Raw genomic sequence first — 23,962 nt, forward strand, 5'->3', positions numbered from 1 at the left:
CTCGCCACTTTTGTTCTCGGCCTCACGAGGCCTGGAAGAACATCAACCTTCTTTAATTCTCAGGTCCGGCCAGCATGACACGCTCTCTCTCTTCCGCTTCGCCAACCAACCGACCTCGCGCCTGGAGCGCAGTGGCAGCCTTGTTGCTCAGCCTGATGCTGGCGCCAAGCGCCGCCTTCGCTGATGCCCAGGCGCCCGCCACGACACCGGCCACCACGCCTACGGCCGCCCAGGCACCCGCCGACCCGGCCGCCCCCGTTGCGACGCCCGTGGCCACCGATCCGGCCCAGGCCGTCGAGGCCGACACTCCCCAAGTGCTCGAAGCGGACAATACCCTGGGCATGGCCCACGACCTGTCGCCCTGGGGCATGTACAAGAACGCCGACGTGGTCGTCAAAGCCGTGATGATCGGCCTGGCCATCGCCTCGATCATCACTTGGACCATCTGGATCGCCAAGGGCTTCGAACTGCTGGGCGCCAAGCGCCGCCTGCGGGGTGAAATCGCCGCGCTGAAAAAAGCCGCCACGCTCAAGGAAGCCAGCACCACCGCCGGCAAGGAAGGCACCCTCGCCAACCTGCTGGTGCATGACGCCCTCGAAGAGATGCGCCTGTCGGCCAACAGCCGCGAGAAGGAAGGCATCAAGGAGCGCGTCAGCTTCCGCCTCGAGCGCCTGGTCGCGGCCTGCGGTCGCAACATGAGCAGCGGCACCGGCGTGCTCGCTACCATCGGCTCCACCGCGCCGTTCGTCGGCCTGTTCGGTACCGTGTGGGGGATCATGAACAGCTTCATCGGCATCGCCAAGACCCAGACCACCAACCTCGCCGTCGTCGCCCCCGGCATCGCCGAAGCCTTGCTGGCGACCGCACTGGGGCTGGTTGCGGCCATCCCGGCGGTGGTCATCTACAACGTCTTCGCCCGCTCCATTGCCGGCTACAAGGCCCAGGTTTCCGATGCTTCGGCCGAAGTCCTGCTGCTGGTCAGCCGCGATCTCGATCACCTGCCGCCCGAGCGTGGCTCGCAACCGCACATGGTGAAAGTGGGGTAATCGGCCATGGGCCTGCATTTGAAAGAAGGCGCAGACGACGATCTGGCCGAGAACCACGAAATCAACGTCACGCCATTCATCGACGTGATGCTGGTGTTGCTGATCATCTTCATGGTGGCCGCCCCGCTCGCCACCGTGGACATCAAGGTTGACCTTCCGGCATCGACGGCCAAGCCATCGCCACGGCCGGAGAAACCGGTGTTCCTGAGCGTCAAGGCCGACCAGCGCCTGTTCCTGGGCGAAGAGGAAATCAAGGTCGAGAGCCTCGGCCCGACCCTGGACGCCAAGACCCAGGGCAAGAAAGACACAACGATCTTCTTCCAGGCCGACAAAGGCGTGGACTACGGCGACCTGATGAGCGTGATGGACGCCCTGCGCGGCGCCGGTTACCTGAAGGTCGGCCTGGTCGGACTCGAGACGGCGCCGAAGAAATGATCACGACGCGCCAAAAGCTGACGCGTTACAGCGGTAGCCTGGCCGTGGTGCTGGGCGTGCACGCGCTGGCCATCGCACTGACGCTGAACTGGACGACACGTGCGCCCATCGAGTTGCCGCCCCAGGCGATGATGGTCGAACTGGCCCCGGTTCCAGCACCGCCACCGCCTGCCCCGCCGAAAGTCGTCGCACCGCCGCAACCGCCCGAGCCGGTGGAAGAGCTGCCGCTGCCGAAACTGGCCGAAGCACCGAAGGCGGAAATCGCCGTGCCCAAGCCGGTCAAGCCCAAGCCGAAGCCTCAACCGCCCAAGCCCAAGCCGGTGGAGAAGAAGCCGGAGCCGCCGAAGGAAACACCATCGGAGCAAAAGCCCGCCGACACCCAGCCCACCCAGGCCCCCACCGAAAAGTCGGCGCAGCCGGCCCCAGGCCCTTCGCCCGCGCAAATGGCGGCCAAGGCCAGCTGGCAAGGCACGCTGCTGGCGCACCTGGGCAAATACAAGAAGTACCCGGCGAGCGCCCAGGCACGCGGCAAGGAAGGCATGAACCGCTTGCGGTTCGTGGTGGATGCCGAGGGCAACGTCGTGTCCTTCGAACTGGTGGGCAAGTCAGGCAACGCCGATCTGGACCGGGCCACCCTGGAAATGATCCGTCGCGCCCAACCGCTGCCCAAGCCACCGGCCGACCTGTTGACCAACGGCACGGTCGAACTGACGGCGCCGTTCCTGTATTCCATCGACAAGCGTCGGCGCTGAGCTCAAATTGCAAGCCCCTGTTCCAGGGGCTTCTTATTTTCTGGCGAGTGTCGCACCGCGCCTCCAGTCTGATAACGTGCGTCTATCGATTGCAGCCGGTATGCTTGGCTCGCAACTTCACGGACGTTCGCCATGACCCTCACAGAATTACGCTACATCGTGACCCTCGCCCAAGAGCAGCATTTCGGCCACGCGGCCGAACGTTGCCATGTCAGCCAGCCGACACTCTCGGTGGGCGTGAAAAAGCTTGAAGACGAACTCGGTGTGCTTATTTTCGAGCGCAGCAAAAGCGCGGTGCGCCTGACCCCGGTGGGTGAAGGCATCGTGGCACAGGCGCAAAAAGTGCTGGAACAGGCACAGGGCATTCGCGAGCTGGCCCAGGCCGGCAAGAACCAGCTGACCGCCCCGTTGAAAGTCGGCGCGATCTACACCGTCGGGCCGTACCTGTTTCCGCACCTGATTCCACAACTGCACCGGGTCGCCCCGCAGATGCCGTTGTACATCGAAGAAAACTTCACCCACGTGCTGCGCGACAAGCTGCGCAACGGCGAGTTGGACGCGATCATCATCGCCCTGCCGTTCAACGAAGCCGACGTACTGACCTTGCCGCTCTACGACGAACCTTTCTACGTCCTGATGCCGGCCCAGCATCCCTGGACCCAGAAGAAAACCATCGACGCCGGCCTGCTCAACGACAAGAGCCTTTTGTTGCTCGGCGAAGGCCACTGCTTCCGCGACCAGGTGCTCGAAGCCTGCCCGACGCTGACCAAGGGCAGCGAAGGCGCCAAGCACACCACCGTGGAGTCCAGCTCCCTGGAAACCATTCGCCACATGGTCGCTTCGGGCCTGGGCATTTCGATCCTGCCGTTGTCGGCGGTGGATAGCCACCATTACTCCCCCGGCGTGATCGAAGTCCGCCCGCTGACGGCGCCGGTGCCGTTCCGTACCGTTGCCATCGCCTGGCGCGCCAGCTTCCCGCGACCCAAGGCCATCGAGATCCTCGCCGACTCGATCCGCCTGTGCTCCGTGGCCAAGCCGCCCGCCGCCAAGTAAGCCGTTGCCATGACTGAGCTGTCGAAAGTGCCGGTGACGACACTCAAGGGTGTCGGTGAAGCCATGGCCGAGAAACTGGCCAAGGTCGGCCTGGAAAACCTCCAGGACGTGCTGTTTCACCTGCCGTTGCGCTATCAGGATCGCACCCGCGTGGTGCCCATCGGTCATTTACGGCCCGGGCAGGATGCCGTGGTGGAAGGCACCGTCAGCGGCGCCGACGTGGTCATGGGCCGGCGTCGCAGCCTGGTGGTGCGCCTGCAGGACGGCACCGGCGGGCTGAGTCTGCGCTTCTATCATTTCAGCAATGCGCAAAAGGAAGGCCTCAAGCGTGGCACCCGCGTGCGCTGCTACGGCGAGGCCCGGCCCGGTGCATCGGGGTTGGAGATCTATCATCCGGAATACCGCGCCATCACCGGCGACGAACCGCCGCCCGTGGCGGAAACCCTGACGCCGGTCTACCCGCTCACCGAAGGCCTGACCCAACAGCGCCTGCGCCAGCTCTGCCAGCAGACGCTGACGATGCTGGGCCCCACCAGCCTGCCGGACTGGCTGCCCAAGGAGTTGGCGCGCGATTATCAACTTGCACCGCTGGCCGACGCGATTCGCTATTTGCATCACCCACCCGCCGACGCGGATGTGGAAGAACTCGCCCTCGGCCACCACTGGGCCCAGCATCGCCTCGCCTTCGAAGAGCTGCTGACCCATCAGCTGTCCCAGCAACGCCTGCGCGAAAGCCTGCGCTCGCTGCGCGCCCCGGCGATGCCCAAGGCGACGAAACTGCCGGCGCGGTACCTGGCCAATCTCGGTTTCACCCCCACCGGCGCGCAGCAGCGGGTCGGCAACGAGATCGCCTACGACCTGAGCCAGCCCGAGCCAATGCTGCGGTTGATCCAGGGCGACGTTGGCGCGGGCAAGACCGTGGTCGCCGCCCTCGCCGCGCTGCAAGCCTTGGAAGCGGGCTATCAGGTGGCGTTGATGGCGCCCACCGAGATCCTGGCCGAACAACACTTCATCACCTTCCACCGCTGGCTCGAACCCCTGGGCATCGAAGTCGCCTGGCTGGCCGGCAAGCTCAAGGGCAAGAACCGCGTCGCCGCCCTCGCGCAGATCGCCGAAGGCGCGCCGATGGTGGTCGGCACCCATGCGCTGTTCCAAGACGAGGTGCAGTTCAAGAACCTTGCCCTGGTGATCATCGACGAACAGCACCGCTTCGGCGTCCAACAGCGCCTGGCCTTGCGGCAGAAAGGCGTCGGCGGGCGGATGTGCCCGCACCAATTGATCATGACCGCGACGCCGATCCCGCGGACCCTGGCGATGAGCGCCTACGCCGACCTCGACACTTCGATCCTCGACGAACTGCCCCCGGGCCGCACGCCGGTCAATACCGTGCTGGTCACCGATACCCGACGAGTGGAAGTCATCGAGCGCGTGCGCAGCGCCTGCGCCGAGGGCCGGCAGGCCTATTGGGTTTGCACCTTGATCGAAGAGTCGGAAGAGCTGACTTGCCAGGCGGCCGAGACCACTTTCGAGGACCTCACCGCCGCGCTCGGCGAGCTGAAGGTCGGGCTGATCCACGGTCGCATGAAGCCCGCCGAAAAAGCAGCCGTGATGGCCGAATTCAAGGCCGGCGCCCTGCAGTTGCTGGTCGCCACCACCGTGATCGAAGTCGGCGTCGACGTCCCCAACGCCAGCCTGATGATTATCGAGAACCCTGAGCGCCTGGGCCTGGCGCAGCTGCACCAGCTGCGTGGCCGGGTCGGCCGGGGCAGCGCCGCCAGCCATTGCGTGCTGCTGTACCACCCGCCGCTGTCGCAGATCGGCCGCCAGCGCCTGGGCATCATGCGCGAAACCAACGACGGTTTTGTCATCGCCGAAAAAGACCTCGAACTGCGCGGCCCGGGTGAAATGCTCGGCACGCGCCAGACGGGTCTGCTTCAATTCAAGGTGGCCGACCTGATGCGCGACGCCGACCTGCTCCCGGCGGTACGCGATGCCGCCCAGGCGCTGCTGGAGCGCTGGCCCGACCATGTCAGCCCGTTGCTGGACCGCTGGCTGCGCCATGGGCAGCAATACGGCCAAGTGTGAGCACGCGCTCAGTTTTCTGGACGCGCCTTCTGGACAAGCTGGTTATACTGACCCACTTGTAGGAAAACGGATACAGACCATGACTGAAGCTGCCCTCGTCCCCGAAACCCCGCACGCTCCGTCTGTTATTCGGCAATTGCTCGAGAAACTGGGCATCGCCTTTGACGAAGTCATCGAGCGGCCGGGCCTCAACCCCGCTCGCAAAGTGCAGGCCGTGCTGTTGCATGATGCCGTCGGCGCGCTCATGGTCCTGTTTCCGCAAAGCCAGTTGCTGGACCTCAACCGCTTGGCCGAACTCACTGGCCGCAAGCTCACGGCGGTGCCGACCGAGCGCCTTGAACGCATGCTCGGCAAACACAGCCTGAGCCTGCTGCCCGGCCTGCCCGCGCTGACCAGTTCGCCCTGCCTGTACGAAGAAGGCCTGCTGCGCGAGCCCAAGCTGCTGATCAACTCGGGCGAGCCGGGGCTGCTGCTGGAAGTCACCAGCGAAGCGTTCAAGACCATGCTCACCAAGGCCAGCGCCGCGACGTTCGGCGAGCCGTTGAGCAATATCACGCCCAACCTGGACCGCCCGGACGACGACCGCAAGGAAATCACCCTGGCCGTGCAGGCGTTCACCGCGCGGCGCATCCAGCAACGGCTGGAAGAAACCATCGAAATCCCGCCGCTGGCTGAAACCGCGCAAAAAATCATCAAGCTGCGGGTCGACCCCGACGCCACCATCGACGACATTACCGGCGTCGTTGAAACCGACCCTGCCCTGGCCGCCCAAGTGGTGAGCTGGGCCGCATCGCCGTATTACGCATCACCGGGCAAGATTCGTTCGGTGGAGGACGCCATCGTCCGCGTGCTTGGCTTCGACCTGGTGATCAACCTGGCCCTGGGCCTGGCGCTGGGCAAGACTTTGAGCCTGCCCAAGGATCACCCGCAACACACCACGCCGTACTGGCAGCAATCGATCTACACCGCCGCTGTCATCGAAGGCCTGACCCGCGCCATGCCCCGCGCCCAGCGCCCGGAAGGCGGCCTGACCTACCTGTCGGGCCTGCTGCACAACTTCGGCTACCTGCTGCTGGCCCACGTGTTCCCGCCGCACTTCTCGCTGATCTGCCGGCACCTGGAGGTCAACCCGCACCTGTGCCACAGCTACGTGGAGCAACACCTGCTGGGCATCAGCCGCGAGCAGATCGGTGCCTGGCTGATGCGCTACTGGGACATGCCCGATGAACTGGCCACCGCCCTGCGCTTCCAGCACGACCCCCACTACGATGGCGAATACGCCGCCTACCCGAACCTGGTATGCCTGGCCGTACGCCTGCTGCGCTCACGCAGCATCGGCTCCGGCCCCGACGAAGACATCCCGGATGCGCTGCTCGATCGCGTCGGGCTGTCTCGGGAAAAGGCCAATGATGTGGTGAGCAAGGTGCTTGAGGCCGAAGTACTGCTGCGGGAACTGGCTTCGCAGTTCAGCCATTGATGGCCGGCTGGGAGTGGAGCCTTTTTGTGGCAGGGGAGTTGGCTTCCCCCGCCACCGATCCACAGCCACTCAAGCCAGATAGCGGACGAACCAGCTTCCAAAGGTGCGGGGCAAAACTATGCCGGGTCGCCGCGTAAAACCGCTAACGACAATCCGTCCGTCTGGCATTAGCGCCATGTCCTCGACAGTCGCCTCATAGTCTTCTTCGTTAAAAAGCACAAAGCCACTGCCATTGAAGGTCAGGTCCAACGAACCATCAGAGCGCAAACGCGCCGTCAGTGCTTTGTCTACTCCCGTGTCAATATAACCGGCCCTGCCGACAGTGCCCGCGGCGACGATGGAACCGTCTGCCTGCCATGCGCAGCGATGCCAGTTATGCCCGTTATCCACCAACTTAGAGAACAGTGGCTGCCCGCTATTGAAAGCAAAATCGAGAAATCCATCGTGAGTTAACACAAACATCAGACCCTGCCTGTCGTAGCCTTGGTCTGCGTCGGGCCAAGAATCCCCTGCAACAACAATCGCGCCGTCGCTTTCTCTCACCGCCAGCGCATTCGCATACGCGTAACGGAGATTCGGAACGGTCATAAAGCCCTTGCCGGCATTGAAACTGGTATCGAGACGTCCCGTTGCATCCAGACGCATCACATAAATACTGGAATCCAGAGTGTCGTTGCGATCTTCCCCGAAAACCAACACTTTGCCATCTGCTTGAAGGGCAACACCTTTGACAGTGGTACCGAAAAGGGGAATACCTGGCAACTCGATGTCCACGGATCCACTTCCGTTAAACGTGTCGTCAGGAGTGCCATCCGGGTTAAGACGAAGCACCACCCAGTGTGAACGGTTGATGCCGACATATACCAAACTGCGCAGAATGATCTTTCCATCCGGCTGCTCAACTGCAGAGGGGCCATTATCGGCTGAAGATCGCGTAGCCTGTGCGGAGGGTCCTCGGTCCTGCCACCTAAACGTCACCGGCCCATCTTCCCTACCTTCACCCCCTGGCTCAAGATGGAACGGAACCCAGCGCACACCATCCTTGCCAAAGGCCGTATTCAGTTGCCCATCTTGTAAGAACCGCACGAGATAAAGACCGTAAGAACTGGTCACCTTCACCAGCCATCCACCATCAATTAGGCCGCAGATGTCGATGATCTCGTCTAAACGTGCATCTAGGGAGAACTCCAGTACGCCCGTCCCGGCTCCACCAAACTCCCTATCGATCGACCCATCCTCGTTCACTTTCGCCAATCCGAAGGCGCCGGTTTTTTCCGGTAAGAGCACGGTGATCAGTAGCTTGTTGCCAGCTAGCGGCAGGATGGCTTGCGTGAAGTGGCCTCCTAATTCACCGGTCGGCCATTTCAACACCCCACCTTCGGCAAAGGTCGGGTCCAACGTACCTGAGTTTTCAGGGTGAGTGGATCGAGACATGATTATGGCTCCTATCAAGAAATGAAATCCAATACGGATATCGAGTCATGGAGCCTTCAAACAGCCGCGCATACACCTGTCATTGCTGACAGTTCTTTCAACCATTTAGGGATAAAAATTCAGTCTGCTAAGCCAAACCATTGCTCAAGACTTCGGCTTGGCCTTCTTCGGCTTCAAATACTTGGTCAGCCCTTGGAACCAGATCACCAGCGCCGGGTTGCCCTTGATCTGGATCGACTTGTCCTGGATCCCCGTCATGAACGCCAACTGCTTGTTCTTGGCCTGCATCGTGGCAAAGCCATAGGCAGCGTCCTTGAACGCGATGGCGAAGGCCGGCGTTGGATAAACACCCGACTGGCTGGTGATGCGCTGGTTCTTCACGGTGAAGTGCCGGGCAACCTTGCCGTCCAGGGTTTGCAGCTGGAACACCAGCTCTTTGTCGCCCAACTGCTGCTGGAACGCCGGATTGGTGCGGCTGGCCTTGCCCATCAACCACCCCAGCATCCACAACAGGAAACGAAATTTCATCGGCACAGCCTCGTGAGAAAAATGAACGGCTGGCGCAGTTTAGCGATTCTTCAGCGGAACGCCATCATCGAATCCGTTTAGCGGAAGATCGGACATATTTTGCGCATGATGACTGCCAAGTCACGTTTAGAAGCGACATTCGCTTGACTTCAGGTCTATCGGACATTTCCTTCAAAACGGCGAGCTGTTCATGAACTAGGCAGCGCAACCGAGCGCGGCTAACCTCTGTTCGTCATCCCAAAAAACGGTGACACGGACGTGCAAGTCCGGACTGGTACGCAATTGTTTATGGCTATTGATCGAGCATTTTTTTATGCTCGCGTCCGTTATGGCAATTGTGCGTGGGAGACCTTCGGGTCTGCCGGCGGTACCGGACCGGTCTTGCACACCTACGTACAGTTGCCACCTCTTCGAATGCAAGCGAAAGGATGTCGACCCCAACTCTGGTACATAGATATGGTCAAGCATTCACCGAATCCACCGCAGAAAGAACACAAATCCCGCGTCGAAAAAATCGAAGAACAACGGCTCGAAGACGCCACCAACCGCGCCCTCGACTACTACCTAAAACCCCAACCCGCCCCGCCGCCGGAACCCGATAAAGACCAGCTCTTCATCGTCTCCCCGCACATCGACACCGAAACCCTGCTCGCCAACGTCTCCGAAGACCTGCTCTCCATCAGCACCATCGCCGCCGACCTGGCCGACGACATCGACGAATCACGCCGCTGCATCGCCCTGGCGATCAGCCGCATGGCCGATGGGGTGCAGTTATTGGTCGAGCGGGCGTTGGATCATTTGGAAACGAAGGGGGTGACGGCGACTGCAGCCAAGGGATAGGCCCGACATCGAGGCAAGCCGAGCCGACGCCATTGCGAGCATGCTCCCACAGAAGAAACACGGCCTCACCAAAAGCCAGGTCGGCCCTAAGGCCGCCTCGGCTTGGCTTCTGATCTACGGGCCCCGTTAACCACGATGGCCGAACGCAGGCATTGCGCAGTGGGCTAACCCGGCATGGATGCCGGGTTAGCCGCGCGGGGTCATGGATGTCCCTTCGCGGCGGCCCACGGAGCAATGCCTGCGTTCGGGCATGCCGAGCCTAGGCGAGGCACCGAGTGGTGGGGCCAAGCCTTTTTTGCTTACTTTTTTTGGCGTCTGAAAAAAAGTGAGTCGCCGTAAGGGCGAAACCGCCAGCCGCCATCACCGCAGCAACGGATATGCACCCGATCAAACATTCGGGCAAGGCACCGGAGCCCAGTCACCCAGGTCCGGGTTTTTGCACATGCTGTTCACCTGAGTAGTACCCGCGCTGGCAACCTGCTTGCTTTCATCCTGCTTGGCCTTGGCGGTCTGCAGGGTCTTCTCGGTGGCGACCGCTTCTTTGGGCACGGTTGGCAGCACCGGTGGCTTCTTCGCCGGCTTCACGATTTTCTTGGTCTTGGTACTGGTCTGCGCCACAACCTGGGTAGTGTCAGCCGTCGCTACGGTCACCACGTCGGTACGCTGCACACCCACTTGCTGCAGGTCTTTCTCGTAAGCCTGGGTGTAGTTGTTCAGGTCTTCGGCAGCCTTGCCGTTCACCGCAACGATCAGGTCGTTCGACTCTTTCAGGCCAGCGACGATTTCCGCCAGGCGCTTGCGACCCTCGGTGTCGTTGACAGTCTTGGCCTTGCGGTCGGCAACCAGTTTGCTGAATGCGTTCTGGTAGCACTGCTGGGAAGCCCTTGCGTACGCGGTGCTGCGGTCGATGTCCGAAGCGCTCTTGCTGACGTCGGCGGCGTAGGAGGCGATGCGCATGTTGTCGTCGGCGATCTGCTTCTGGCGTTCGGTGTAGTAACCGGCAGCACCACCGGCGAAGGCGCCGCCCGCGGCACCGATGGCGGCGTTGCGACCACGGTCTTCCTTATCGGCGGTCAGGGCGCCCAGCAGCGCACCACCGACGGCACCGACGGCTGCGCCGGTGACGACCGACTTGGTCATGTTGCCTTCGGTGGAACGCAGGTGTTGCACCGGCTCGTAGCAGTTCGGGTAGTACTCGACCTTGGTGCTCGACGCGACCTTGGAGGTCGGCGACGTGGCGCAACCGGTCAGTACGGTGCTGAAGCCGACAGCGACCAGCAGCAGGTGACGCTTGGAAACCGAAGCCAAAGGTTTACGGGAGAAAAGCATAGTTGTGTTCTCGTTTAAGTGTTGACCAGCTCAGCGCGGCGCTATCGCCGCCTGAGTCCCTTCCAAGCTCGCTGACAACGAACACTCAAGACCGCTGAGCATTCGATGCGAGCAATTCCTTCAATATCGCCGCCGGGTCGGCTCGTTTCTGCTGACGATAAGCCCCGACATGACGAACGAATAATGTTGCACGCGCCACCAGGCTCTTGCCCAGTACCGGTTTGCGCTCAAGCTCTTCCTTGATGCGCTGGAACTGCGCCTGGATCACGACATCGGTGTAGCGCGTGCCGGTTGCCAGGTTGTCGATGTAGATCGCCACCGCGCCGTCCAGCGCACTGCGCCCGTTATCGATGGCCGTGGCGAACAGCGTGGCGCTGGCCTCGTCCTTGGCGTCCAAGGCCGCCTGCCGACTGTTCTGCAGGTTGGTCAGGCGAATGTTGTAGTTGTTGATGGTCTCGGCCACCAGGGCCGAAGACTGGATCAGGTTGCCCGCCGCTTCCTCGCGCTGCTGGGCGATGAGCGAGACGTTGCGCTTGAGCTCTTCGTTGACCAGGCCCAGCTCGGCTTGCAGGCGTGGATCAGCGCTGGCGGCGATGATGCTGTCCAATCGCTTGGTCGGGTCGTCGGCGTCATCGATGGCATCGGTCAGGGACGCGAGTCGCCCTTCTTTCTGCCACTGGGCGAACAATTCCTTGTACCGCGAACGCGGCGCCGACAACGCGCCGACGGCCACGCGGAAACCAGTGGTTTCGTTGCTCTGCTCGGTGCCGTCGGCGGCAAACAGCGGGTACTCGCGGCGCATGCCGGTGAACAACGTGCCCTCGCCTTCCAGGTAATTGCCGCCCTTGACCACAAAGCCGCCATAGGCGCCTTGGCGGCGACCGGCATGCACCAATTGAAAGGATTCCTGGACCATCTCGGCGGCGTTACCGACCACGTCGAACAAGCCGATGGGGTTCGGCAACCTGGTGCCGATGGGCATCAGCCGCGCGGCCTGGCCGGTGCCGCCGGCAACCTGGTTGAACACCGCCCAATCGGCCAGCGGCCCGTCGCTTTCGCTGCCTTCCAGGCGTCGTGGGAACAGTCGGCCTTCCAAGTCTTGACGGCTGACGGCGTGCCCACCCCGGGCGGCGAATTCCCATTCCACTTCGGTGGGCAGGCGCACGAAGCCCAGGCCGCCGTCCTCGGCGGACGTGCCGCGACCGCTCACCGGCAGCAGGTCCTTGTGATATTTCATCAGCCAGGCGCTGTACACCGCCGAGAAGCGCTCGGCTTCGAACTTCGACAATTTCACCTTGGGCAACCGCCCCGCCACGCCTTGGGGCAACTCGGCTTGCAAGGTTTCGCAGGCCGGTGCCGGCTCACCGCTGGCCAACGACTGGGCCTGGGCCATGACCTGGGCGTACTGGCGGGCGGTGACTTCGTATTTGCCGATGAAATACAGCATCGGCTTGAGCGGCGTCTTGGCGTCGGTCTTTGGCATCAACGGCGTGATGGTCTTGTTCCAGTCCTTGGGCAGGTCCTTGAGGGTGAACTGGCCGTTGATGAAGTCCCGGCGATAACCGGAGATGAATGACTGTTGATAGCCCGCCTCGCCCTCGCTGAACGGATAACCGAGGCTGATCTCGCGATCGTCCAGGGTGCCCTGGGCGAGGATGTAGACGTAGCGGAACACCATTTGCCCTTCACATGGCAGCGGCAGGCTGACGTCGTCGGGCAATGGCTTGGGGTTGTCCAGCTTGTCCGTGCTCTCATCTGCCCAGGCCAGGCTGGCCAGGCTCAGCGCCACGGCGGCGCCCAATAACTTATACATCGCGAATTCCTTCACACGCCTGGATGCGCGCCACCCGCCAGCCACCACATGCCGCCGCGACGGCGCTGACGCCGAGCACGGCCACCAGGGCCAAGGTGTAGTGACGCACCAGCAGATGACTGGCGTATTCACCGGGCATCTGCGCAAATAAATGATTCAGGCCCGACTGCGCCAGGCCATACAGCCCGGCGCTCAGCAGGGCCGCAAAGGTGGCGCTGTAGAGCGCCTGCAACACCACGAACAACAACAGCGCCGCCGTGGACACGCCCAACAGGCGCAACACCGACAGTTCCCGGCGCTTGCGCTCGACCGCCGCCAGGGCACCGGCAAAAATCGCCGCGAACGCGCCGGCCAAGGCCAGCCCGGCGATGATCCAGAACACGATCGACAGATTGCGGCTCAGCGATTGCACTTGGGCGATGGTCTGGGCCTGGGTCGAGACCAGCAGGTTCTGCCCGGCGAAAAACTGCCGCAGTGGCTCGACATCGCCGAGGCTGCGGGCATACAAGCGAAACGCCGGATACACCCGTTGCCCGCCCATGCCCACCGCATCGCCCGGCCAACCGAACGCGGGCACGGCACGACCGTCGCGGTAATCTTCCGCCGCTTCGAGCAAGGCCAGCGGCGCGAACAAGCCATCCCGGGCGAAGGCTTCCAGCGGCAACACGTGCAGCACTTGCACCTGGGTGCGCTGCGCCTCGCTGCGACCGGCCACTTGCCGACCGAAACTGGCCTGCAACCAATCACCGGCCTTGGCCCCGAGCTTTTCAGCGGCGGTCTGGCTGAGCACCACTTGATCCAAGCCTTGCGGCACCGGCAGATGATCGAACAACGGATCGCCAGCGGCCGTGGGAATCATCTCGACCGTGACCACCGATACCGCGCTGCTCAAATCCGCCGTCGCCGCGATCTGCCGGGTGCGCGGCAAGGCGAAGGCGACGTCGCTGCGCTGGCCCAGTTGTTCGACGAATCCGGCGCTGAAACGACCACCGCCCAAAGGGATGATTTCCCGGGTGGCCGGGTCGTTCTGCAAGCGTTCGGTCAGGCTGCTGACCAGGCCGAACTTCAGGCCGAACAGCACCAACAACGGTGCCACCACGGCCACCAACGCCAGCACCGAACACGCCGACAGCCACGCATCGTTGCGGTAATCCTGCCAGGCCAGGGAAGCCACCAGCGCGCCGCGCATCAGCAAGCCTCCCCGAGCGTGGCGGTAACGCCGCCATCGGTATCGCGACGGCAACTGATGCGCCGCACTTGCAAGCCGATGGCGCGGGCCAGCGCTTCGTCATGGGTCGCGACCACGCAGCAGACACCGTGCTCGCGCGCCTGAGCCACCAACAACTGCATGACGCGTTCGGCGTTCAGCGGGTCGAGGGCGGCGGTCGGCTCATCGGCCAGCAACAGGCGCGGGCCGTGGGCCAAGGCCCGGGCGCAACTGACCCGCTGGCGTTGGCCGACGGAAAGGTCCGCCGGTTTCTTGTCCAGTTGATCGGCAATGTCCAGTTGTCCGGCCAGGCGCTTCACGCTGCCGTCATCCTTCAAGCCCAGCAGTTTGCGCGACAACTCGATGTTGCCGCGTACGTCCAGGAAGCCCAGCAGGCCACCGGTTTGCAGAACATAGCCCAGGTGCCGGCTGCGCAGCTCGGCCAAGGCGCCTTGTTGCGACGCACGCCACAGTTTGGCGATGTCGAGCGGCGCGTTGGCCGGCGTGAAGTCGAACTGCGCGGCCTGATCCGGTGCGAGCACCAGCGCCAGCAAGTCCAGCAGCGTGCTCTTGCCGCAGCCGCTGGGGCCGACCACCGCCAGTTGTTCGCCCGCGCGCAGCTGCAGCCGTGGTATCACCAGGCTGTAGCGTTGGCCGCCGGTACCCCGGCTTTTGTGCACTGCGCTCAGGTTCAGCATCACGGCAGCGTCGACAACGGAACGCGGTACAACGCATCGCCCGGCTCGGCATCGCCGAAGCGCACCCAGTTGGCGAGGTCGTTGTGGAAGGTTTCGTAGAGGCGAATCTTCGATTCGAGTTCGTCGATGAAGTCCTCCTGCTCGGCGACGCTCAACGACAACCACAAATCCTGGGTCATGTTCAGCGATTTGCTGCGGTATGGCAGGCCTTCCAGGTACTCGCCGAGAATCCCGCCCGTGGCGAGGTTGCCACCCTTGCGCAGGGCCGACGGATCGCGGCTCATGTAGGCACTGGCGCTGGCGATTTCCTGGAAGAAATCCTTGGGCGAACTCTGGGTCTTGCGCGCCGCGTCGACGATCAGTTTCAGCGATTGTTGAAGGTCGTTGAGTTGCAGCTTGGTCAGCATCACGCAAACCTGGAACGCCGGCAGCGCCGGGTTGGTCAGGTCGCGGTCGGCGGTCCAGGCGCTGACCAGTTGCGGCGCCTGGCTGGCGGATTTGCGCCCCAAAAAGTCCATGTGCATTGCATAGCCGACCGCGGCCGATTTGTCGGCCAGGCTTGGCGCGGCGCTGAGCAACGGTACGCTCTGTGGCTTGTTGCTGCGCACTTGATGGACGAGGTCGGCGAACACCGAACCGATCTCGTCAACACGCTCGCCGAACTTGCGCACGTCGGCACCCGGCACCGGAATGTACAGGTCACCGATCTGCGGGTTGGCGTCGGCGGTCAGGGTGCGGTATTGAGTCTGCGCACCGCCATGGGTTTTCTTGCCTGCGTCGCTGAGCAGGTGCAGGGCGTAGATCTTGATCTGCTTGCCCAGCGCAGCCTGGCGCACTTCGGCCTCGTTCATTTGCGTGGCGGCAAACGGGTCGTTCTTGCGCAGGGCGCCGGCGTCGGTCACCAAGAGGATCAGGCGCCCGCCATAACCGGACCAGTCCATGCCTTCGACGGCTTCCATGACCCCGGCAAACGCATCTTCGTTGAACGAATGGCTCGACACCGTGGACGCCTTGACCTGCCGCGCCAATTCCAGGAAGCGTTGCGGGTCGCGGCCCTGTTCAAGGGTGATCAAGGTCTTGGCGACGTATTCCAGGCCCGGCGTTTTCTTGGTGCTGCTGCGAAAACCCACCATGCCGAAGCTGACACTGTCCAACTCGCCGCGCTCGGCGATGCGGGTTTGCAGTTGATGGACCACGTCGCGGACCTGGTCGATGTAGGGTTGCATCGATACGGTGGTGTCCACCACCAGCACCACGGCGGTACGGAACGCGTCGGCGTTGGCGGTGGTGATCGGCGTGTTGCTCGCAGCCTTGGGGGTACTGCCGGGATCGATGGACGCCACGTTCAGCAACTGCACCGGCTGACCGTTTTCATCGAGGCTCTCGCGGGAATCGAAGATCGGCAAGAGATAAAACTGGTTCTGTGGCACGGCGGTGGCGGCGGGTTCCAGGGCCAGCACTTGCTGGTTTTCCTGGGGGCTCTGCTGGGCCTTGAGCAACACATTCCTGGCCGCCGAAGGGTTAGCCAGGAGCTTTTCCACTTCGCCAGGCTGACGCAGGAACATCACCGGCGCACGGCCGGAACGTTCGGTGAACTTGAGCACCAGGCTCTGCTTCCAGTCGCTGACCTGGGCGGCGGGCAACCAGCCGTCGCTGCGCCCGTCGGTGGCTGCGCCGACCCGTACCCAGGCGCTGCCATCGATGTCTTTGCGCTGATACACATATAGCACCGAAAACGCTGGCAGCGCCTTGCCCGGTGCGGCGCCCGGCGCGTCGGCGAGTTTCGCCCCCGGCTTGCTGAGCACACGCTGGAACAGGGTCTTCTTGCCGGCCATCAGCAGCGGACGCTGGCCGCCGTCGACCTCGGCTGCCACGGGCGGCTGGGCCGCAGGGGTGACCGCAGGCACGTCGGGAGTCTTCGGTGGCGACACTTGCGGCGGCTTGGCCGAGGGGGTCGTGGCCACTGGCGTCTTACCCTCTTTGCCATCGTCACCGGCCAACCACCAATAACCCGCGCCGCCCAACGCCAGCGCCACGGCGACCGCCACGGCGGCCAAGGCGAACACCGGCCCCTTGCGTTGCTCCGAGACCGTGGATTGCGGTGTTGGCTTGATCGGCGAAGGTACAGGTTTGGATTGTGGCTGTGAGTAAGCCGGCCCGCTGGGAATGTCGATGGAAACGGGCGTCAGGCCCGCCAAATCATCCACCGCAGGCGGCGCGACAGGCAGTTCAAACGACAACGGCCGGATCAACGTCGCTTCCGCAGATGCCTCCGGCAAGTTATCCAACGCGCGCAGCAACGCCGCCGCATCCGGGAAACGCTCCGCCGGATCCTTCGCCAACAACTTGCGCAACACGTCCTGGTAACGGCCGTGATGCACCGGCAACTCCGGCAACGGTTCGGTCAGGTGCGCCAGGGCCGTGGAGAGTGCGTCATTGCCGGTGTACGGCAGCTTGCCGACGAGGATTTCGTAGAGCACTACGCCCAGGGCGTAAAGGTCGGCGCGGCCGTCGATGTCTTGTCCACGGGCCTGTTCCGGGCTCATGTAGCTGGGCGTGCCGACGGCAAAGCCGGCCTGGGTGAATTGGGTGCGGTCGTCCAGGGACTTGGCGATGCCGAAGTCCGACAACACCGCCGTGCCATCGGCGCGGAAGAGGATGTTGGCCGGCTTGACGTCACGGTGGACCAGGCCCAGCCCGTGGGCATAGCCCAGGGCCGAGGCGATCTGGCGAATGTAGGTCAGCCCCTGCTCCGGCGTCAGGCCCGCGGCGATGCGTTCCTTGAGCGTGCCGTTGGGCAGGTATTCCATCGCCATGTAATACAGCTCACCGACGTTGCCGATGTCATGGATGGTGACGGTGTGCGGGTGCGACAGGCGCGCCAGGGTCTTGCCTTCGCGCAAAAAGCGCTCGCAGAACGTCGGGTCGGCTGCCAGGGCGGCGGCCATGACTTTCAACGCCACCTTGCGCTCCAGCGAGCGTTGGGTCGCCAGGTACACGCTGGCCATCGCGCCTTCGCCGATCTCGCCGTCGATGTCGTAGCCGGGGATGACAATGTTCAGGGTCAAGCTCATGACGGCACCTTCACGACGACCACGGTGATGTTGTCCGGCGCGCCGCGCATCAGGCCCAGGGACACCAGGCTGCTGGCGATTTCGCCGGGCTCGTCGTGGCTCAATACTTCACGGATTTCCTCGTCCTCGACGGTCTTGGTCAGGCCGTCGCTGCACAACAGATAGCTGTCGCCGGGCACCAACAGCAGTTCGGTCAGCGCCAGGTTCAGTTGCGCCTCGACACCGATGGCGCGGGTGACGATGTTGGCGCGCGGATGCACGCGGGCCTCGGCTTCGCTGAGCAGGCCGCTGTCCTGCAAGTCCTGGACGTAGCTGTGATCCCGGGAGATGCCTTCGAGCACGCCGTCGCGCAGGCGATACAAACGGCTGTCACCGGCCCATAGGCACATGCCACGCAGGTCGCGGGCGGCCAACACCACCACGGTGCTGCCCATCATGGTCACGCCACGATTGGCGGTTTCTTCCCGCACGGCGGCGTTGACCCGCAGCAGGTCGCTTTGCAGCGCCGCGACGTATTCGTCCAGCGAACGTCCCACGGCAATGCTGCGCAGGCTGTCGACGATCAGGCTGCTGACATAGTCGCCCGCCGCGTGTCCGCCCATGCCGTCGGCCACCACCCAGAGGCCATTTTCCGGCAGGTCCAGGCAGGCGTCTTCGTTGACCTGGCGGACCATGCCGACGTGGCTCTTGCTTGCAGACTTGATTGCTTTTCCGGCACTTGGACGCATCTACACAACACCTTCTTGGCCGAGCAAAAATTGCGCAAAATCAGCCGCCGCCGGTAATCCCTGGCAGCGCATCAAACCGGGCGCGATGCGCTCCGAACCCTGGCCCCACCACAGGCTCGCGCCTTCGCAGGACGACTCGGCCAGGGCGCTCATGCGCCGTTGCGGGTCGGTGGCATCGAAGCGATGCAGGCTGGCGAAGCGACTGCTCGGGGTGCGCGGCAGGTACATCGGGCCGCCCAAGGTTTCCAGCTGTTCGTTGAAGGCTTCGAAACTCGCCTCCACGCTCAGCGTGCTCAGCAACAGATTCTCGACCCGCTCGAACCAATCGTCCGCGCCACCGACCACCGAGGCCGGGTCGGCATCCGGCTCCAGCAATACCGCGATGGTCAGCGGGAAATAACGCCCGACCCGATCGATGCTCGGCATCACCACGCCCACTGCCGCATCCGGCCCGCACACACCCGGTGCGACCATGAAGCGCCACAGCGGACTGACCAGATAGGCGTCCAGCCAACGCTCGCCGAGGCTGCTCTGGCTGGCGAGCAAACCCGCCGCCAACCAGGAGTCCCACGGGCCGATAAAACCCTGGGGCAAGCCACGGCTGACGAAATCCCCGCGGCTGGCCAACTTTCCATAGAAGCCCGGTGTACTCATAGCCGCTCCGGGAGGCTGAAGCCGCTGAGCACCCGGCTCTTGAATGGGTTGAAGGCGCTGTTGGCCCGCAGCTCATAAGAGGCGCTGGCGCCATCGACCCGCAGCCGCAGATTGAAGCGGTCCGGCGAGTTGCCGGCGGTCAGGTCCGATTGCTCCAGCAGCCGGAACCAGGCCCACGGCCCGTCCAGGGTAATGCCGGAACGACCGCTGGACGCCGGCGGCATGATCGAGATCCGCACCACGCCGATGCTGCCGGGGTTCGGCCATTGCATGGCGGTCGGACGGCTCGGGCCGTGGTCGTAGCTCAGTTGCTGGCCGTCGAGGTCGAGCAAAAACTGGGTGATGGTCGAGTCCATCGCCACCGGCTTGAGTTCGAAACGCACCATCGGCTGCGTGCCGCCGGAACGGAAGAAGGCATCGCGAATGGTCGCTGCGCGCTGGAAGGTTTGCAGCACGCCTGGAGAAATGCCGAGCTTCTGCGCCGCGCCCGGCTGCCAGCGCCAGGTCTGGGTCGAAGTATCCACGTACGGTTGCAGGTACTTGCGGAAGTAGTTGTCCATCACCCCGCCGACGCCGAAGAACTGGCCGAAGTCATCCAGGGTCGCGTCTCGCGCGCTGCCCGGCGACATGGGGTAGCGCCCGGCCAGGGACTGGCGATAGATGTTCACCACTTCGCTGGTCCAGGCGGCGTTCAGTTGGTTGCGCACCCCACCCATCATGGTGTTGGTGGTGGAGTTGACTACCGACTTGACCAGGCCCTGCACCAGCGGCGGCTGGCGTTCGGCGTTGAGGCTGACGCGGGTGGCGGCGGCCGATGCCTGGTTCTTGGCTTCGCCGAGCAAGGCATCTCCGCTGGCACCGACCATGGCGCTGACTTGCACGTACAGCGCGTTCATATCGGACAGCAGGCCATCGATGGCCGCAGGTTCGCCTTCGTTCTTGTTGACGATGCTGTTGAGCTCGGCGAAATGCGCGGTGATCGGGTCGTCGTTCGCTGCCGGCGCGTTTGGTGTTGCCTGCTCCTGGCCAAGCAGGCTGCCAAGGCGTTCCTTGAGCTTGTCCACGCCGTCTCCCGCCGGCACGCCTTGAGCGGCCAGCAGACGTTCATCCTGTTGCAGGTCGGTTTCCTTCGCCACCGCCACCAACAGCTTTTTCAACGGCGAGGTCGGGCCGGAAATCACCCGCAGCACATCGGCGGCCTGGGCCACGCTAGTGATCGGCACAAAGTCGATGTCGGCCAGCAAGGCATCCCATTGGCGCAGGTAGTCCTGGAAGTACAGGCGCCGCACATCGGCGGCCAGGCTGGCGACGTTCTGCTGGTCGGCCTCTTCATGGCCCAGCACCCATTGCTCTTCGGCCAGGGTGCCGGTCTGGCTCAGGCTGCTGAGCAAGAAGCCCTGGCGGTAGCCCTTGACGGTGAAGAACCCGCTCAAGGGTTCGCCCAATGGCTTGCCGCTCTTGCGGCTGAACACTAGCGCGGCGTCACGCCCGGCGGCTTCGTTGATGCGAAAGTCCGGAATGCCTTCGGGCAGTTTCTGGCGCTTGATGCGGTCGTAGACGCGCTGGGCCACCGGCAGTTGTTGCAACTGGCGGCGCAGGTCTTCGATCAGGCGTGGGTCGAGGCGCGCGGTCGGTGGACGGCGCTCGAAGATCGCCTGCAAATGTCCGGTCAGGGCCTGGCGCTGCTCGGCTGGCAGATCGCGTGGCAGGCTGCGATCCCAATCCAGGGCGATCCACGCCTTGATGAAGTCGGCATCGTAATGCTCGTTATCAGCGAGCATCAGGTACGCCTTCAAGCCTTCGTAGAGGAAATCCGAATTGCCGCCGCTGTGCAGCTGCTCTTCGATGCGCGTCAGCAGGCGCGGCGCGAATACCGCGATCAAGAGCTTGCGGTAGACGCTGCCGGACTCGGCTTCGAGCATGTCGCCCTGGTACAGGCCCAGGCCCTCGGCCCAGTCGGGCGCGTCATCGGCCAAGTGCTTGACGGCATTGAGCAGCGGCAACACCGCGAGGACGTCGCGTTGCGCCGGGCTGAGGTTCTGCACGGTCTGGCCCAGTGGCGCGACCTTCTGGTCGACCTGAGCGATGTAGGCCTGGTTGGCGCGGTAGCTGACCCACCACAACGTGCTGACCACCAATACCAACACCACTGTGGAGGCCAGCACGCCACGGGCGATCCATTTGCGCCGCCGCTCGACCTTAGGATCGACACCCACCAACCCGCGCTCGGCAAACGCCACGGCGGTGAAGAGTTTTTCGATGAAGTAGCTGCGCCCGGTGCCGGTCTGGCGCGCCAGGTGCTGGCGGTCCAGGTTCATGCTTTGGGCCATGGAGCCGATCAGACGATCGATCGGGCTGCCTTCCTGGGTGCCGCTGGTGAAATACACACCGCGCAGCAACACCCGCTCTTCAAAGGCGTTGGGTTTGAACACGCCGTCGAGGAAGCTTTGCAGGCAATCCTTCAAGGCACCGAACTGCTGAGGGAAGCCGTAGATAAGGTCGCGCCGCGCCGGGTCGCGCTCTTGTTGCAGGCGTTCGACCAAGCGGTCGTTGAGACGCTGTTCCAGCAAGGCAAATTCGCTTTGCAGGTGCGCCAGCGGGCTGTCGCTGCTCTTGCCGTCGTCGAGGGCAAACGTCATGCCCCAGACCTGGGCGCGTTCTTCCTTGCTCAGGCTGTCGAAGTACTCCATGAAGCCCGGCACCAAGTCGAGCTTGGTCAGCATCAGGTAGACCGGGAAACGCACGCCCAGTTGGGTGTACAACTCCTGGATCCGCAAGCGAATCGCCGCGGCATGGGCGGCGCGCTCGGCGTCGCTGCCCAGCAGCAGGTCGGACAGGCTGATGGCAATGAACGCGCCATCGATCGGCCGACGGGCCCGCTGTTTTTTCAACAGGCCGAGGAAGCCCAGCCAGGCCGCTTTATCGACGGTCGCGTCGCTGTCCTGGGTGGTGTAGCGACCAGCGGTGTCGAGCAGCACGGCCTCGTCGGTGAACCACCAATCGCAATTGCGCGTGCCGCCGACGCCGCGCACGGCACCGGCGCCGAGCTGCGCAGCCAACGGGAAATGCAACCCGGAGTTGACCAGCGCCGTAGTCTTGCCGGAGCCCGGCGGACCGATGATCACGTACCACGGCAGCTCGTAGAGGTTACGGCGCTCGTCGCCGCCGAGCTTGGCTTTCTTGAGCAAGGCCAAGGCCTCGTCCATGCGCTGGCGCAGGGTTTCGAGTTCTTCGGCAGTGGCGATGCTGGTGGGGTCCGGCGGGGTCTGCGCGGCCAGGCTGCGCATCACTTCGGCGGCCTGGCGGCGGGCTTGGATAATGCGCAGCACCCGGTAGGCGATCCACACCGCGAACACGAGGATGATCAATGTCCAGCGCCGGCCTTCAGGCACCAGCCAATCAAGCAGCGGACCAACGAACCAGATGATCAGGCTCAGGGCAATCAGCCCCAGCAACGGTATGACCCAGCGGATCATGAAACTGAAAAACGCCTTCACTCGACCCCCTCCGCCAACACTGTGATTTCAACCCGTCGATTGCGCGCACGGCCTTCGGTCGTGGCGTTGGAGGCCAGCGGCTCGGTGTCGCTGCGGCCTTCGGCGCTGAAGCGCTCGGGTTGGCCGGTCTTGGCCGAAAGAATGTCCAGCACCGAACGGGCCCGCGCCTCGGACAAGGCCCAGTTGGAAGGGAATCTCAAGGTGGCAATCGGCCGATTGTCGCTGTGCCCGGTCACCAGCACCTGGCCCTTGACCTTGCGCACCGCGTCGGCGATGCGCAGCATCAACGGCTGGAAATCGTCCTTGATGCTGGCGCTGCCGGAGGCGAACAGTTCATCGCCACGGATGGTCACCACCGAACGGTCGACGGCGTCTTCCACCGCCACCTTGCCGGAGCGGATTTCATCCGCGAGGAAACCGGCCAGGCGTGGGCGCTCGATCACTTTCGGCTGCACCACGGGACGATCGATGGTCTGCACTGGGATCTCACCGAGGAAGTGAATGTTCTTGAACACTGGTTCGGCATCGGAGGCCAGCTTCATGCGCAGGCCGAACAACAATGCCAATAGCAGCGCCGCGCCGATGGCCACGGCGATCCACGGCGGCATGAATTGCGCCAGTCGATCACGGGCCACGGTGACACCGCGCCAGTGCGGCGACAGTTCGCGCTCGTACTCGCCACGGGCGCTGCGGATGACGCCAGCGGTACGTTCGCGCAACGCTTCGAGTTGGCTGCGACCGTCGTTCATCACGCGGTAGCGGCCCTCAAAGCCCAGGCACATGCACAGGTACAAAAGCTCCAGCAGATACAGGCGCTCGCGCGGGCTTTGCAGGCAATGTTCCAGCAACTGGAACACCTTCTCGCCGCCCCAGGCTTCGTTGTGCACGGTGATCAGCAGGCTTTGCTTGCCCCAGTCGCTGGTGCCGCCCCACGGTGTGCTCAACACCGCCTCATCGAGGGCGGTGCACAAGGCGTAGCGGGCCAGCAATACATCGTTGCGCACCACGCCGGCGGCCTCGGCGCGCTCTTCGAACTGGCGCAGGTACGCCAACAGTTGTGCGCGCAAACTGGCCGGCGCCGGGTGGGCGATGGTGCTTCGCAGGCGCGTCAACAAGGCCAGCAGCGGGCCGGCGGCGCTTTCCAGCGGATTGAGGCCCTGGGCCTTGCCCGTCAGGACCGGCGCGGCCGGCATCGACAGCGGCGCCGGTGCGGGTGCCGGCTGCTGGCGTGCCGGGTCCGGACGAAACGGATCCGCGCCACGGCCACCGGGCGTCGGCATGAACTGGGTACGATCGTCGTTACTCATCGCGG

At 63.7% G+C, this 23,962-nt stretch carries 18 protein-coding genes; 7 read left to right on the forward strand and 11 right to left on the reverse strand.

Annotated elements, in window-relative coordinates; genetic code table 11:
- Positions 1 to 74: 74 nt before the first annotated feature.
- The 6 genes from exbB to JZ00_RS08315 all read left to right on the forward strand — a co-directional run bounded on the left by exbB (position 75) and on the right by JZ00_RS08315 (position 6,848).
- Positions 75 to 1,046: a tonB-system energizer ExbB gene (gene exbB / locus JZ00_RS08290; protein ID WP_039593631.1), complete on the forward strand. Its 972-nt coding sequence runs from the start codon at positions 75 to 77 to the stop codon at positions 1,044 to 1,046.
- A gap of 6 nt (positions 1,047 to 1,052) precedes the next feature.
- A complete protein-coding gene (exbD, locus tag JZ00_RS08295) occupies positions 1,053 to 1,481 on the forward strand; it encodes a TonB system transport protein ExbD (RefSeq protein ID WP_030142181.1) in 429 nt (142 codons plus the stop codon).
- Positions 1,478 to 2,233: an energy transducer TonB family protein gene (locus tag JZ00_RS08300; protein WP_039593630.1), complete on the forward strand. Its 756-nt coding sequence runs from the start codon at positions 1,478 to 1,480 to the stop codon at positions 2,231 to 2,233. The genes exbD and JZ00_RS08300 overlap by 4 nt, the downstream gene beginning before the upstream one ends.
- Before the next feature lie 132 nt (positions 2,234 to 2,365).
- Positions 2,366 to 3,286 (forward strand): hydrogen peroxide-inducible genes activator, encoded by a 921-nt coding sequence (locus JZ00_RS08305; protein ID WP_039593629.1) that lies wholly within the window; start codon positions 2,366 to 2,368, stop codon positions 3,284 to 3,286.
- A 9-nt stretch (positions 3,287 to 3,295) separates the two neighbouring features.
- The gene (recG, locus tag JZ00_RS08310; RefSeq protein WP_039593628.1) at positions 3,296 to 5,371 is read left to right on the forward strand and encodes an ATP-dependent DNA helicase RecG; all 2,076 of its coding nucleotides are present in this window, start codon (positions 3,296 to 3,298) and stop codon (positions 5,369 to 5,371) included.
- A 79-nt stretch (positions 5,372 to 5,450) separates the two neighbouring features.
- On the forward strand, positions 5,451 to 6,848 hold the full coding sequence (locus JZ00_RS08315) for an aminoacyl-tRNA deacylase and HDOD domain-containing protein (RefSeq protein WP_039593627.1): 1,398 nt from the start codon (positions 5,451 to 5,453) through the stop codon (positions 6,846 to 6,848).
- 69 nt (positions 6,849 to 6,917) lie between these two features.
- Here the strand turns inward: JZ00_RS08315 and JZ00_RS08320 are convergent, their stop codons facing one another.
- Both JZ00_RS08320 and JZ00_RS08325 read right to left on the reverse strand, forming a co-directional pair.
- A complete protein-coding gene (locus JZ00_RS08320; protein WP_039593626.1) occupies positions 6,918 to 8,282 on the reverse strand; it encodes an NHL repeat-containing protein in 1,365 nt (454 codons plus the stop codon).
- Positions 8,283 to 8,426: 144 nt separating this feature from the next.
- Positions 8,427 to 8,810: a hypothetical protein gene (locus tag JZ00_RS08325; protein WP_039593625.1), complete on the reverse strand. Its 384-nt coding sequence runs from the start codon at positions 8,808 to 8,810 to the stop codon at positions 8,427 to 8,429.
- A 456-nt stretch (positions 8,811 to 9,266) separates the two neighbouring features.
- Here JZ00_RS08325 and JZ00_RS08330 point away from each other — a divergent pair, with 456 nt between their 5' ends.
- Positions 9,267 to 9,650, forward strand: a complete 384-nt coding sequence (locus tag JZ00_RS08330) for a DUF6124 family protein (protein ID WP_039593624.1) — start codon at positions 9,267 to 9,269, stop codon at positions 9,648 to 9,650.
- A gap of 387 nt (positions 9,651 to 10,037) precedes the next feature.
- Here the strand turns inward: JZ00_RS08330 and tagQ are convergent, their stop codons facing one another.
- From tagQ to JZ00_RS08375, 9 genes are all read right to left on the reverse strand, one after another.
- Positions 10,038 to 10,979, reverse strand: coding sequence for a type VI secretion system-associated lipoprotein TagQ (tagQ, locus tag JZ00_RS08335; protein ID WP_046509464.1), 942 nt, complete (start codon positions 10,977 to 10,979; stop codon positions 10,038 to 10,040).
- A gap of 85 nt (positions 10,980 to 11,064) precedes the next feature.
- Positions 11,065 to 12,792 carry a formylglycine-generating enzyme family protein gene (locus tag JZ00_RS08340; RefSeq protein WP_039593623.1) on the reverse strand — a complete coding sequence of 576 codons (1,728 nt, stop codon included), beginning with the start codon at positions 12,790 to 12,792 and terminating at the stop codon, positions 11,065 to 11,067.
- Entirely contained in the window at positions 12,785 to 13,981 is a 1,197-nt protein-coding gene (locus JZ00_RS08345; protein ID WP_039593622.1) for an ABC transporter permease, read from the reverse strand. The genes JZ00_RS08340 and JZ00_RS08345 overlap by 8 nt, the downstream gene beginning before the upstream one ends.
- On the reverse strand, positions 13,981 to 14,697 hold the full coding sequence (locus tag JZ00_RS08350; protein ID WP_039593621.1) for an ABC transporter ATP-binding protein: 717 nt from the start codon (positions 14,695 to 14,697) through the stop codon (positions 13,981 to 13,983). The genes JZ00_RS08345 and JZ00_RS08350 overlap by 1 nt, the downstream gene beginning before the upstream one ends.
- On the reverse strand, positions 14,697 to 17,771 hold the full coding sequence (locus JZ00_RS08355; RefSeq protein ID WP_039593620.1) for a serine/threonine-protein kinase: 3,075 nt from the start codon (positions 17,769 to 17,771) through the stop codon (positions 14,697 to 14,699). Before JZ00_RS08355 ends, JZ00_RS08350 begins: the two co-directional genes overlap by 1 nt.
- On the reverse strand, positions 17,768 to 18,499 hold the full coding sequence (locus tag JZ00_RS08360) for a PP2C family protein-serine/threonine phosphatase (protein ID WP_039593619.1): 732 nt from the start codon (positions 18,497 to 18,499) through the stop codon (positions 17,768 to 17,770). The genes JZ00_RS08355 and JZ00_RS08360 overlap by 4 nt, the downstream gene beginning before the upstream one ends.
- The gene (tagF, locus tag JZ00_RS08365; protein WP_039593618.1) at positions 18,500 to 19,153 is read right to left on the reverse strand and encodes a type VI secretion system-associated protein TagF; all 654 of its coding nucleotides are present in this window, start codon (positions 19,151 to 19,153) and stop codon (positions 18,500 to 18,502) included. It abuts the gene before it with no gap.
- Positions 19,150 to 22,650 (reverse strand): type VI secretion system membrane subunit TssM, encoded by a 3,501-nt coding sequence (gene tssM, locus JZ00_RS08370; protein WP_039593617.1) that lies wholly within the window; start codon positions 22,648 to 22,650, stop codon positions 19,150 to 19,152. The genes tagF and tssM overlap by 4 nt, the downstream gene beginning before the upstream one ends.
- A complete protein-coding gene (locus JZ00_RS08375; protein WP_039593616.1) occupies positions 22,647 to 23,957 on the reverse strand; it encodes a DotU family type VI secretion system protein in 1,311 nt (436 codons plus the stop codon). The genes tssM and JZ00_RS08375 overlap by 4 nt, the downstream gene beginning before the upstream one ends.
- Between the last annotated feature and the right edge of the window lie 5 nt (positions 23,958 to 23,962).

The sequence above is a fragment of the Pseudomonas frederiksbergensis genome (assembly GCF_000802155.2).
Classification (GTDB): Bacteria; Pseudomonadota; Gammaproteobacteria; order Pseudomonadales; family Pseudomonadaceae; genus Aquipseudomonas; species Aquipseudomonas frederiksbergensis_A.

What these genes read in the sequence shown, in the direction of transcription:
- recG (WP_039593628.1), top strand. Translation starts at nt 3,296, where the DNA reads ATGACTGAGCTGTCGAAAGTGCCGGTGACGACACTCAAGGGTGTCGGT.
- tagF (WP_039593618.1), bottom strand. Translation starts at nt 19,153, where the DNA reads ATGAGTACACCGGGCTTCTATGGAAAGTTGGCCAGCCGCGGGGATTTC.
- JZ00_RS08340 (WP_039593623.1), bottom strand. Translation starts at nt 12,792, where the DNA reads ATGTATAAGTTATTGGGCGCCGCCGTGGCGCTGAGCCTGGCCAGCCTG.
- JZ00_RS08360 (WP_039593619.1), bottom strand. Translation starts at nt 18,499, where the DNA reads ATGCGTCCAAGTGCCGGAAAAGCAATCAAGTCTGCAAGCAAGAGCCAC.
- exbB (WP_039593631.1), top strand. Translation starts at nt 75, where the DNA reads ATGACACGCTCTCTCTCTTCCGCTTCGCCAACCAACCGACCTCGCGCC.
- JZ00_RS08350 (WP_039593621.1), bottom strand. Translation starts at nt 14,697, where the DNA reads ATGCTGAACCTGAGCGCAGTGCACAAAAGCCGGGGTACCGGCGGCCAA.
- tagQ (WP_046509464.1), bottom strand. Translation starts at nt 10,979, where the DNA reads ATGCTTTTCTCCCGTAAACCTTTGGCTTCGGTTTCCAAGCGTCACCTG.
- JZ00_RS08305 (WP_039593629.1), top strand. Translation starts at nt 2,366, where the DNA reads ATGACCCTCACAGAATTACGCTACATCGTGACCCTCGCCCAAGAGCAG.
- JZ00_RS08345 (WP_039593622.1), bottom strand. Translation starts at nt 13,981, where the DNA reads ATGCGCGGCGCGCTGGTGGCTTCCCTGGCCTGGCAGGATTACCGCAAC.
- JZ00_RS08375 (WP_039593616.1), bottom strand. Translation starts at nt 23,957, where the DNA reads ATGAGTAACGACGATCGTACCCAGTTCATGCCGACGCCCGGTGGCCGT.
- JZ00_RS08325 (WP_039593625.1), bottom strand. Translation starts at nt 8,810, where the DNA reads ATGAAATTTCGTTTCCTGTTGTGGATGCTGGGGTGGTTGATGGGCAAG.
- JZ00_RS08320 (WP_039593626.1), bottom strand. Translation starts at nt 8,282, where the DNA reads ATGTCTCGATCCACTCACCCTGAAAACTCAGGTACGTTGGACCCGACC.
- JZ00_RS08300 (WP_039593630.1), top strand. Translation starts at nt 1,478, where the DNA reads ATGATCACGACGCGCCAAAAGCTGACGCGTTACAGCGGTAGCCTGGCC.
- JZ00_RS08355 (WP_039593620.1), bottom strand. Translation starts at nt 17,771, where the DNA reads ATGAGCTTGACCCTGAACATTGTCATCCCCGGCTACGACATCGACGGC.
- exbD (WP_030142181.1), top strand. Translation starts at nt 1,053, where the DNA reads ATGGGCCTGCATTTGAAAGAAGGCGCAGACGACGATCTGGCCGAGAAC.
- JZ00_RS08315 (WP_039593627.1), top strand. Translation starts at nt 5,451, where the DNA reads ATGACTGAAGCTGCCCTCGTCCCCGAAACCCCGCACGCTCCGTCTGTT.
- JZ00_RS08330 (WP_039593624.1), top strand. Translation starts at nt 9,267, where the DNA reads ATGGTCAAGCATTCACCGAATCCACCGCAGAAAGAACACAAATCCCGC.